We start from the raw sequence: 11,870 nt of genomic DNA on the forward strand, positions 1-11,870 counted from the left end.
GCAGGCGCGGCTTGAGGGCGTCGCGGGGCTGGCTCATGACTGGCCCCCCCGAGTCCCGCTGTCGTCCCGAGTCCCGCCGCCGTTCTGCAGGGCGTCGACGCCGTGCTGGGCGGCGAGACCGCTGAGCGCATCCTCGTCACTGTCGGTCTCGGTGTCGTCGCCACGCAGCTTGAGCATCAGGTAGTCGCACAGCTTGGCCAGCGTGCCGGCCTCGCTGAGCACCATCACCGGCACCTGGATGCCGAGCCGGGCTTCCAGCGCGGTGACGAGCTCGACACCCATCAGCGAGTCGAAGCCCATGTCGTAGACGGACTTGTGGATATCGATCTTCTCCTCGTCGATCAGCAGGATCTTGGCGAGCTCCTTGCTGAGGACTTCTATCAGGGTCGTGTGGAGCGCTTCCGGTGACAGGCTGGCCAGCAGTTTCTGCAGGTCATCGTCTCCCTCCTGGCCGCCGTCGTCCTTGGCGGTGCGGGCGATCTCCCGGTAGCGCGGCGCCTCCGCCGTGGGCAGGAAGCGAGCCAGCGCCCGCCAGTCGAGCTCCAGCACGCCGAGCGAGGCCACATCGGCCACCAGCATCCGTTCGAGTACCGCCAGCGCGTCGCTGGAGGTCAACGCCTGGCCGCCGAGACGCTCCTGCAGGCTGTCGCGGGTCTGGGTGTTGCGCGCCAGGAAGCCGACGTCCTCGATCGCGCCCCAGCGCACCACCGTGGCCGGGCGGCCGTTGGCGCGACGGTTGGCGGTGAACGCTTCCAGCCAGTGGTTGGCGGCCACGTAGCTGGCCTGGCCGGGGTTGCCGAACAGGGTGGTGGCCGAGGAGTAGACGACGAAGAAGTCGAGCGTGTCGTTCGCCGTCAGCGAGTCCAGGTGTCGGGCGCCCTCGAGCTTCGGCGCCATCGCCTGGCGGATGCGTGATTCGTCGAGATTGCGGATCAGACCGTCGTCGATGACGGTGGCGGCATGCACGATGCCGCGGATCGGGCCGAGGCCCTCACGCGCTTCGTCCAGGACCCGCTCGAGCGCCGCGATATCGGTCACGTCGCAGGCGCGGGCGGCGACCGTCGCGCCGAGCGCTTCCAGCCGCTCGATGCCGGCCTCGGCTTCCTCGGTGACGGCGCCGCGACGGCTCAGCAGCAGCAGCCGGCGCGCGCCCTTGGCGGCCAGCCATTCGGCGGTGGCGAGGCCGAAGCCGCCGAGCCCGCCAGTCACCACGTAGGTACCCGCCGCATCCAGCGTCAGCGGAACATCCCTGGCCGGCGCGGGTGCCATGGTCGGCGGTCGCTCGTAGGTGACGACGACCTTGCCGATCTGGCGCGCCTGCTGCATGTAGCGGAAGGCCTCGACCACGCGATCGCTGCCGAAGGCGATGTAGGGCAGCGGTGCCAGCGTGCCGTCGGCGAACAGGGTCATCATCTCGCTGAACAGTTCGCCGGTGAGCTCGGGCAGTTCGCTCATCAGCTGGTCGGAGTCGACCCCGAAGTAGCTCAGGTTGTTGCGGAACGGGCGCAGGCCGACCTTGGTGTTCTCGTAGAAGTCGCGCTTGCCGAGTTCGACGAAGCGGCCGAACGGCTTGAGGACCCGCAGGTTCTGGTTGATCGCCTCACCGGCCAGCGAATTGAGCACCACGTCGACACCGTCGATGCCGAGGCGCTGGCCGCTGCCGTCGTCTCCCGACGCCTGGCGTTCGGCCGCGTTGTCGTGGAGGATCTCCTCGGCGAAGGTCAGGCTGCGTGAGTCGTAGATGCGGTCGACGCCCATCAGGCGCAGGAAGTCCTGTTTCTCCGGCGAGCCGACGGTGGCGTAGATCTCCGCGCCCAGCCAGCGTCCGACCTGGATCGCGGCCAGGCCGACGCCGCCGGCCGCGCCATGGATCAGCAGCCGTTCGCCGGGCTGCACCCGGGCCAGGTGCTTGAGTGAGTAGTAGACGGTGAAGAAGGTCGTCGGGATCGTCGCCGCTGCGGCGTAGCCGATCTCGGCGGGGATCGGCGCCACCGCGTTGACGTCGGCGATCAGCCGGTCGCTGAAGCTCGCCGGGCCGAAGCCGACCACGGCATCGCCGGGGCGCAGCGAACCGTTCGGATCGCCGACGCTGACCACTTCCCCAGCGAACTCCAGGCCCAGCGTCGGTCCGGCGAAGCCGTTCTCGATCGCCTCGTCGGAGAGCAGGCCCAGCGCATACATCACATCGCGGAAGTTGAGACCGGTGGCCTTGACCGCGATCTCGACCTGGCCGGGCTGCGGCGCGGGCAGATCGTGGGGCTGCCAGCGCAGGTGACGCAGTTGCCCCGGCAGCTCGAAGCCCAGGCTGACGGCGCGATCGCGTTCGGGCTGCTCGCCGCCGGAGCGGGTGCCCGGTGCCGGTGCCAGGCCGAGGCGGGGAACCCAGCGCTGGCCGTCGGCGTCGAGCACGATCTCGGTCTCCGCATCCGGCACGCTGAGCTCGAACAGCAGCGCATCCAGCAGTTCGCTGGACAGCGAATCGCGGCTCGACAGCGGCAGATCCAGCAGCCGAACCTGGCGGCTACCGGCCTCGTTCTGCAGCGAACGGCCGAAGCCCCAAAGCGCTGCGTCTTCGGGCAGCTTGAACCGCTGCGCTGCGTCTTCGGGCAGCCCGGAGAGATCAGCCGACGTAGAACCGTTCGAGGCGGCTTCGGGCAGGGTAGAAAAATGCGCGCCCACGCCGAGCGTGAGCCACCACAGCGCGGCGTCGCTCTCCATCGACTCCAGCGTCTGCAGCCACTGGGCGGCCAGTACGCAGCGATCCTCGGCCGCGCTGGCCAGGCCGCGCAGGTCGACGATCTGGCTCGGGCGGAAGGACTCCAGCGCCAGCGGCAGCAGTTCGCCGGGCGTCAGCTCGCTGCCGGCCAGATGGTGGACGGCCTGGCCCAGCGTCTCGAAGCGGGTGACGAGCTTCGAGGCCAGCCATTGGGCGCTGTCGTCGCTGATCACCAGCCACTGCTCGGCATCATGGGCCAAGTCGTCACGGGCGGTGTCGGGTTCCGTCTCCGCCGTGGCGGAAGTCAACGGTGCCTGGGCAGTCAGCAGCTGCAGGCCGCCCTGGTCGTTCTCCAGCGTGTGACGCTCGAGCTGACGGTAGCCGAGGGTCTCCAGTCGTTGACGGGTCGTCTCGAGATCGGCGGGGCGCGAATCGGGCGTCATCGCCAGTGACAGGAACGACTGCCAGTCGGTGTCGCCCAGCGCCAGCAGCGCGATCTGGGCGTCGTCCGCCAGTTGTCCCGGCAACCACTGCAGCAGCCGGTCGATCTCGTCCTGGGTCCCGTCCAGCGTGACCAGCGCGACATTGGCACCGATCGCCGGAGTGGCGGCGTCGATCGTCAGCAGGTCGACCCTGGGATCGTGCTCCGCCAGGGATTCGGCTTCATTGAGGGCGCTGTCGCGCAGGGCGACGAAGCGGTACTCGGCGCGATCGCCGCGCAATCCGCCCATCAGCCGCTCGCCGAGCTGCGGGCGCAGCGCCGAGGCTTCGAGCATCACCAGCCGCTGGTGAGGCGGCAGCAGCTCGAGCGACATGGCGTACTGGGCCAGCCAGGTATCGGCCAGGGCGTGCCAACCGCGCTCGCCGACGGCGGCCTGTACCAGGCGCGTCAGGCGGGGAGCGTCCAGGCCCAGCGTGGCGACGTCGAGACGCTCCTCGAGCCAGTCGGCCAGATGCAGGCCGAAACGGCCGATGCTGTGGGTCAGCGCGGCGTAGTCCGGGTAGTCCCGGATCAGCAGGTTCCAGACCGTGGCCGCGTCGATCTCCGGCGCTTCCTGCAGCTGCCAGCCGGCCGGCGTCTCGGTGACGATGCCGATGGCCAGCGCCAGATCGACCAGCGCCTGGCGACGCTTTCGGACCTCGCTCGCGCCGGCATCGAAATGGCCCGCCAGCAATTGTCCGTCGCTGTCGGCATGGCTGCGCAGTGCCTCGTCGACGAACGCCGAGACCAGGGTCTCCAGCAGCGGTTCGACCTCGTCGCCGTAGCGGCTGCCGGTCACGCTGCGGTAGTTGTCGGTCAGTTGCGCCAGGGCCAGCTCGGCGGTGGCGTCGTCCAGCGGCAGCGCGGCCGCTTCACGCGGCGCCGGCACCAGGCGATGGTCGAGATAGCTGAGTCGATGCTGCACCGCGTGACGCAGGCGGGCGGCCTTGAAACGGGCGCCTTCGACCACCGCCACGGCATTGCCGGTGGCATCGAACAGCGCCACGTCGGCACACAGCGAGTGCGGTGCGCGGCTGGTCAGGCGCACTTCCATCCAGGCCGGCGGCGCGGCATCGACCTGCAGTTGCAGCCGTTCCAGGCGCACGGGCACGAAGGCCAGTCCGCCTGCCTTGGCGAGCTCGTCGGCCAGCAGCGGGATGAACAGCTGGAAGGCGCTGTCGAGGATGCCCGGCGCCAGCAGGCAGTCGCGCTGGTCCTCGGCGATGGCGGCGGGCAGATCGATGCGCCCCAGCGCCCGGTCGCCCTCGACCCAGACTTCGCTGATCGCCTGGAAGCCCGGCCCGTACTCGAGTCCGACATGAGCGGCCATGGCCAGATGCTGCTCCCGGGTGACGTCCGCCGGCCGGTCGGGCAGCGGCGTGCCGCGGCGGGTCAGCAGCAGGCCGCGGGTCTGGGCCGTGATCCGGGCCCGGGCGTTGAGCGTCCAGGCATCCTCGCTGGCCGGCTCGCGGGTCTTCATGGTCAGGGTGCCGTCGGCATCCTGGATCTCCAGTTGCAGCTTCTTGCCGTGGGCGGCGTCGAGCAGCAGCGGGCTGAGAATTTCCAGCGCCTCGATATCGAGCACCGGCGATGCCTTGGCGGCCGCCGCCGCGGCAAGGGCCAGTTCGGCAAAGCCAGCACCCGGGAATACGGTGGCGTCGCCGACGCGGTGATCGGCCAGCCAGGGCAGGCGGCGGGTATCGAGCTGGCGCTCCCACGCCATCCCCTGGCGTGCCAGGCGATACCCCAGCAGCGGGTGTTCGTAGTGGCGGCCCATCAGGCCCTGGGAGTCACCGGTGGCCTTGACCCAGTAGCGCTCGCGCTGCCACGGATAGCGCGGCAGGTCGACGAAACGACCGCTGACCGGGAACCACGCCTCGGCGGAGACGGCACCGCTGACCAGCAGCGCGGCGAGGCTGGCTTCCATGGCGGTGGCGCCGTCGTGATCGCGACTCAGCGTGCCGATGACGCTGCCGTTGACCGACTGGGCGGAGAAGGCGTCGCTCAGGTAGCGGCGCAGGATCGGCTGGGCGCCGATCTCGACGAAGGCGCGCGCCCCCGCTTCGATCAACGAATCGACCGCCGGTGCGAACTGCACCGGTTCGCGGATGTTGAGCCACCAGTACTCGGCGCCCAGTTCACGGCCGTCCAGCCGCTTGCCGGCCACGGTCGAGATGAACGGTATCCGGGAAGCGGAGGGCTTCAGGTGCGAGAGGGCGTCGATGACCTCCTGGCGGATCGGGTCCATGGCCGGACTGTGGAAGGCGTAGTCCAGCGCCAGGCGCTTGGCGAAGATCCGCTCGGCGGAAAGCGCCGCTTCCAGGCGTTCCAGCGCATCCGCGGGGCCGGCCAGGGTGACGCCCTTGGGGCCGTTGATGCCGGCGATCACGATCGCCGAGTGAGCGGGGTCTTCCAGCCAGCGCTGCATGGCTTCGGCGCCGAGGCCGACGGCGGTCATCTCGCCACTGCCACGGGTGCGGCCCTGGCCGGCACTGCGGTAGTAGATGACGCTGACGGCGTCGGCCAGGCTGAGCGCGCCGCAGGCCCAGGCCGCGGCGACTTCGCCCACGCTGTGGCCGGTGACGGCGGCGGGGCGCACGCCTTCGGACTCGAGCAGCCGGGTCACGCCGACCTGCAGTGCGAACAGCGCGGGCTGGGCGATCTCGGTGAGGGCGAGGCGATCGACCCCCTTCGCGGCCTCGTGCTGGTTGGTGCCATCGAGCTCGGCACGCAGCGAGAAGTCGGCGTGTTTCGCGAACAGGGCGTCGACCTCGTCGACGGCAGCGGCGAAGACCGGCGACTCCTGCAGCAGCGTGCGGCCCATCGCCGTCCACTGGCAACCGTTGCCGTCGTAGACGAACACCGGGCCGTAACCGGTATCGACGCGCTCGCCGAGGGCGGCGCCGGGCACGCTTTCGGCGGCGGCCAGCGCGTCCAGGCGGGTGATCGCGTCGGCGGCGTTGTCGCTCAGCAGCACCGCGGCGTGGGGATGCCGTTCGCGACGGAAGGCGAGGCTGTAGGCGGTGTCGTAGAGCGAGACGTCGCCGGCCGTGAGGTTGTCGCTGAGGCGTGCGGCGAACTCGCGCAGCGCTTCCGGACTACGGGCACTCAGGCACAGCGGCAGGCGCCGCGCCGGTGCCTCGACGCGCTCGGCCGGGGGCGTTTCCGGCGGCGACTGCAGGATGACGTGGGCATTGGCGCCACCGAAACCGAACGAGTTGATGCCGATGGTGAGTTGACCCTCGGCCTTCAGCTTGCGCGGCTTGTCGACGATGTCGAGGTTCCAGCCCTTGAGGTCGATGCGCGGATTGACCTTGCGAATGCCGATGGTGGCGGGGACTTCGCGCTCGCGCAGCGCATAGAGCGCCTTGGCGAGACCGGCGATGCCGGAGGCGGTCTCCAGGTGGCCGAGGTTGCTCTTGACCGAGCCGATCGGCAACGGCGTCCGGCGCTTCTGGCCGATCGCCGCGCCGATGGCGCGGGTCTCCAGCGGGTCACCGACGGCGGTACCGGTGCCGTGGGCCTCGAGATAGTCGAGGTCGTCCGGCGTCAGCCCGGCACGCGCCAGGGTCTGGGTCATCAGCGCGACCTGAGCGTCGGGATTGGGGACCGTCAGTCCCTTCTTGAAACCGTCGGTGTTGACGCCACTGCCGGCGACCACGGCCAGAATGCGATCGCCATCCTCGAGCGCCTTGTCGTAATCCTTGAGCAGGAAGACCCCGCCGCCCTCGGAGCGCACGTAGCCGTCGCCGGACTCGTCGAACACCTGGCAGCGTCCGGTGGGCGAGAGCATGCTCGCCTTGGAGAAGATGATGAAGCCGAACGGATGCAGGTGCAGGCTGATGCCGCCGGCCAGCGCGATCTCGGTCTCGCCGCTGCGGATCGACTGGCACGCCTGGTGGAAGGCCACCAGCGAGGAGGAGCAGGCGGTATCCATCGACATGCTCGGGCCGTGCAGGTCGAACACGTAGGAGATGCGGTTCGAGGCGATGCTCGAGGTGTTGCCGGTCGCCGTCGAGGTGTCGATCGCCGACATGTCGTCGGCCATGCGGTAGGAGTAGTCGAGGCTGGCGATGCCGAGGAACACGCCGCACTGGCTGCCGCGCAGTGTCTGCGCGGGAATGCCGGCGTCCTCCATGGCTTCCCAGGTCATCTCCAGCAGGATCCGCTGCTGCGGATCCATCTGGGCGGCTTCCCGCGGCGAGATGCCGAAGAAACCGGCGTCGAAGCCGGAGATGTCGCCGAGGCTGCCGGCGGCGAAGGTGTAGCTGGTGCCGGGGTGCTGCTTGTCCGGGTGGCGATAGGCTTCCAGGCCCCAACGGTCGTCTGCGACCGTGGTGACGAGGTCTTCGCCGGTCTTGAGCGCTTGCCAGAAACGTTGTGATGTCGGAGCGCTCGGGAACCGGTGAGCCGCGCCGATGATGGCAACGCGTTTGGTCATTGGGACTCCTTGCTTCGTAGCACTGGCTACGCCTTTCTCAATTCGCACCGCGCTTTCCAGCGTGGTCGATAATCCTGTCGTAGATTGTTGTTCCCAGCTTATCGGCTGGGAGCGTCATCCGCACGTTATCCCCCGAACGGGGCGCGGTCCGCCAGATGAAATAGTTCGTGAAACCATCCGGCTCGCCGTGCCGTGCGTAGACTTTCGGCATGATCGGCACGTGATCTCCGTAAAAGCCCAGAATGCCCGGCCGTCCGCCCTGGTCAAGAGAGTCCCTGAGTCGTTCCAGCATACTATCGGTGTTGCGTAGATGCCTCAGGTAAACCGTCAGCTCTTCGCAACCGTCGGTAACGCCGCCCTCGACCCAGCGCTCGGCGACGCTCGGGTCCGCCGTCTCCAGGTGGAGCGGGCCGTGATTCTCCATGCTGATCACGAAAATGAACAGCGGTTTCTCGTCGGCCGCCGCCAGCCGCTTTTGTACCCGCTCCGCCAGCGCGAGATCGCCGGTGTACTGGCCGTCGCGCTCGGCGATGTCGAAGTCGGCGATGTCCACGAAGGTATCGAAGCCCAGGTTGGGGTAGACCCTGTCGCGCAGGTAGAAGCTGGCGGGATAGGGGTGGATGCAGACCGTCCGGTAGCCCAGGCGCTTGAGTGCGCCGGCCAGGTTGTTGACCGGCAGCGTCGACAGCTGGTGGTAGGGGTTGAAGCGATGCACGCCGAGACGGGAGGGCGTGAAGCCGGTCAGTACCGCACACTCCGTGCGCACGGTGTTGGCGCCCCAGGCAGGCACCTCGAAACGGCCGGCCTGCAGCGCTTCGGCCACCAGCGCGTCGTAGCTGCCGAGCAGCTCGCGGCGAATGGCCGGATGCCAGTCGCGGGGGTCGAAGAACGACTCGCTCTGGACCAGCACCACGTTCGGCAGCGTGGCGGGGTCGATCTCCTCCGGTTCGAGACCGGCGGGCGGGGCGAAGGCGCCGTCGTTGTCCTGGCGGTCGATGGGCAGCCGGGTCAGGCGGCCGTAGGCCCATAGATAAGGGTAGAGCCCGAGCCGGACCAGGTCGTCGTTGGGCTCCAGCGTACAGGCGGGTAGCCGGGGCAACTGCCAGGCCAGCACCGCCGTGGCGGCGGCGACCAGCACCAGCGTGCCCAGCAGCGACCACGGCGCGTCGGCATGGCCGTAGAGCGAAGGCTCCAGCCAGAAGCCGATGGCGATGGCGATGGCGCCGGCCAGGCTGGCGGCGATGGTCAGGCCGATGCCGAAGAACGGGATATAGAGCCGGGGGTGGCGAACCGCGTCGACGAAGTATTCGAAGTCTTGGCACAGGAAGGGCTCGCGCAGCGAGGTCGACTTGGTGTTGTTGACCTGGATGATCACCATCTGCAGCGAGGCGGCGATCACCAGCGCGAACCAGGGGCGCTGCACCACCAGCAGCCAGAACGCGAAATGGAGGGTGGCGGAGGCCAGATGAACGGCCATCGCCGCCGGCGGCCGTTGCCATAGCGGCTGGGGACGCGGCTTGAGCAGCAGTTCGAACAGGCTGGTGACGACCAGCGAGATCAGCGTGGCCCAGAACCCGTTCCAGAATCCATGAGTCATCGCTGCGCTCCGTCGCCATGGCCGGCGTCATAGCCGAACCCTTTGAGCAGGCGTTGCGATATCGCGGCCGGCAGTACCGCCAGCCACCAGCAGCCGAAGTCGAGCGGAAAGGGAAAGCTGATCCGGGCGCGGTTGCGCTCGATGCCGCGGGCGATGACCCGGGCGGCGCGCTCGGGTTGCCACAGGAATGGCTTGGGCCCGGGCATCTCGTGGCACATCTTCGAACTGACGTAGCCCGGCATGACCACGGTGACGCCGACGCCGCGGGACGCCAGCCAGCCGCGCAGCGCTTCGCCGTAGGCCTTGACCCCGGCCTTGCTGGCGCTGTAGCTGGGCGTCACCGGCAGGCCGTGATAGGCGGCAAGCGAGCTCATCAGTACCAGCTGGCCGTGTCCCGCCGCGCGCATGCGCTTGCCGAGGAAGTTGCCCATTGCCATCGGTACGCGCAGGTTGATGTCGAGCAGGCGGCTGGCGTCTTCCCACGCTTCGCCGCTGGCGTCTTCGCCGATGTCGATGTTCATGCCGGCGTTGACGATGACGATGTCCGGCGGCGCGGGGGTGCACAGCGAATCCAGCCACGCGAACAGGGCGTCGTCGTCGCCCAGGTCGACCTGGCTGTATTCGACGTCGGCGCCGGATTCGCGACAGGCGGCCGTCACCGATTCGAGCACCTCGCGCTGGCGGCCGTGCAGCACCAGCCGGTTGCCGGGCCTGGCGTAGACGGCGGCCAGTGCCTGTCCGATGGCTCCGGTGGCGCCGGTAATGACGATTCGAGTCATGACGCGATCTCATCCATGAGTTGTTGCAGCGGCGAGCGATCCCGCTGCAGCGCCTGAAGGGCGTTTTCCGAGGCTAGCTCGATCCCGGGGCGGCAGTAAAATCCGCCGTTGATCTGGACCGTCTGGGCAACGGTTCGTCGATAGGCCCGGAACAGTTCCGCTTCCGGGGCGGGCGTATTGTGCCAGAAATCGTCCAGCGTGCCTTGATGGGTCAGGCCCGCCATGTCGTAGATCGGCGAGGCCAGCGTGTGGGTCGGGCAGCCGAAGCCCAGCGAGACGTTGCCGGCGGTGCTGTTGACCGTGACCAGGCCGCTGGCGTGCTTGAGCAGCGCCTCGAGGCTCCCCCCTTCGAGATAGACCAGGCGGTCGCCCAGGTCGTACTCGTGGGTCAGCACCTTGATCAGCCGCGCGTACTGGGCCAGGCCCATGTCGAGCGGGTGGTTCTTGATCACCAGCAGCGCATCCCGTGGGGCGTGGTAGGCGAAGGACGCGGCCACCTTCCCGATCACCTCCTGCATGTTCTTGTAGTCCGAGTGGTAGCGGATCTGGGCATCGCTCTTCAGTTGCAGCGGCAGCAGATAGAACGGACGCCCCGAACCCATCAGCGCTTCGATGCGCTCCTTGTCCCGGCGTTTCAGGTAGGGCATGCGAATCTTGCGCAGCACGAAGCCGGCGTACTCCACGGGAGCGGTGACCAGGGCGTGGTTGCGATAGTGGGGGTGCAGGAACGGGTTGGCGACGCCAGCCAGGTGGTAGAGCACGTCGTGGCGCGCGCGCATGTGGAACTGGTTGGGAAAGGCCTGGGGGCGACCGGCGCTGGGCAGGCGCTCGCCGGCGGCGCGATACCAGTCGGGATCCCGGGGCAGCAGCGAGTGGGCATTCACGCCCTCGCGCTCCAGCGTCACCCAGAAGGGGCGAAAGTAGCCCTCCTCGAACACGTGGTTGCGGATGCCGCGACGACGGGCTGCCAGAATGGCGCGTCGATGAACCGGACGGCGGTCGCCGAACACGATCTGGTCGGTGATCTCGTGGCGGTCCCAGATGCCGGAGAGGTACTCGGGGATGTCCTTGGCCTGGCCGCGGTAGGCATAGGTGTTTTTCTGCCGCCAGTAGACGCTGTCGCCGACGGTGAAGTTGACCTTGATGACCGTGTGTCCGGCCTCGCGCAGCCGCGCGCCCAGCCGGTCGAAAAAAGGTGAGCAGACACCCTGTAACAGAAGAAAGTGTTTGCGTGTCGTGCTCAAGTCATTGCCTTTTGGAGAACAGATTGCGGTATAGCCGGTAGAGGCGGACTCGGAGCGGCAATCCCGATCGCCGGTCACGCTGCTGCTGCATCAACTCGACCGCGGTGTCGGCGTTGCAGAACTCGCCGGTGACCGGGTCGACGTAGGTCGGATACAGCAGCAGGGCGCCTGCGATCAGGGCATCGAGGGTTAGCTGTCGCTGACGCCGCGGGGAGGATAACCGATCGCGGGTCAGTCCCCAACCGGCATAGAAAGGCAGGCCGTAGGTATGCACCTCCACGCCGCGCATCAGGCCCTCGAAGCCGGTCAGCGAGCACATGGTATGGATCTCGTCGGCCAGCTCGATCAGGTCGATGATGTCGCAGTCGACCAGCTCGAGGTCGTAGAGCCCCCGCGCCGTCTTGTCGAGCAGACCGACCCGGGCGCCCGAGCCCACGTCGGGGTGCGGCTTGTAGATGACGAAGGCGTCGGGCCGGTTGTGCCTGACGGCCTCGAGCAGCGCCTGGTTGGTCTTGATCTCGGGGGAGCCGTAGGCGATCGAGGCGTCGCTCTCGACCTGGCCGGGCACCAGCACGACCGGCCGTGAACCGATCGCGTCCACCGGCAGCGAGG

5 protein-coding genes are annotated in these 11,870 nt (G+C 68.5%); all 5 read right to left on the reverse strand.

The window, feature by feature from the left end; genetic code table 11:
• Positions 1 to 33: 33 nt before the first annotated feature.
• Positions 34 to 7,638 (reverse strand): SDR family NAD(P)-dependent oxidoreductase, encoded by a 7,605-nt coding sequence (locus AC3AYF_RS12195; RefSeq protein WP_487779790.1) that lies wholly within the window; start codon positions 7,636 to 7,638, stop codon positions 34 to 36.
• Between the two features lie 37 nt (positions 7,639 to 7,675).
• Positions 7,676 to 9,235, reverse strand: coding sequence for an LTA synthase family protein (locus AC3AYF_RS12200; RefSeq protein WP_295039027.1), 1,560 nt, complete (start codon positions 9,233 to 9,235; stop codon positions 7,676 to 7,678).
• Entirely contained in the window at positions 9,232 to 10,014 is a 783-nt protein-coding gene (locus AC3AYF_RS12205) for an SDR family NAD(P)-dependent oxidoreductase (protein ID WP_295039030.1), read from the reverse strand. Before AC3AYF_RS12205 ends, AC3AYF_RS12200 begins: the two co-directional genes overlap by 4 nt.
• Positions 10,011 to 11,258: a capsule polysaccharide biogenesis protein gene (locus tag AC3AYF_RS12210; RefSeq protein WP_295039031.1), complete on the reverse strand. Its 1,248-nt coding sequence runs from the start codon at positions 11,256 to 11,258 to the stop codon at positions 10,011 to 10,013. Before AC3AYF_RS12210 ends, AC3AYF_RS12205 begins: the two co-directional genes overlap by 4 nt.
• 1 nt (position 11,259) lies before the next feature.
• A partial coding sequence (locus tag AC3AYF_RS12215; RefSeq protein WP_487779791.1) for a capsular polysaccharide export protein, LipB/KpsS family occupies positions 11,260 to 11,870 on the reverse strand: 611 nt, incomplete at its 5' end.

Source organism: Salinicola sp. (assembly GCF_982684285.1).

What these genes read in the sequence shown, in the direction of transcription:
- AC3AYF_RS12195 (WP_487779790.1), bottom strand. Translation starts at nt 7,638, where the DNA reads ATGACCAAACGCGTTGCCATCATCGGCGCGGCTCACCGGTTCCCGAGC.
- AC3AYF_RS12200 (WP_295039027.1), bottom strand. Translation starts at nt 9,235, where the DNA reads ATGACTCATGGATTCTGGAACGGGTTCTGGGCCACGCTGATCTCGCTG.
- AC3AYF_RS12205 (WP_295039030.1), bottom strand. Translation starts at nt 10,014, where the DNA reads ATGACTCGAATCGTCATTACCGGCGCCACCGGAGCCATCGGACAGGCA.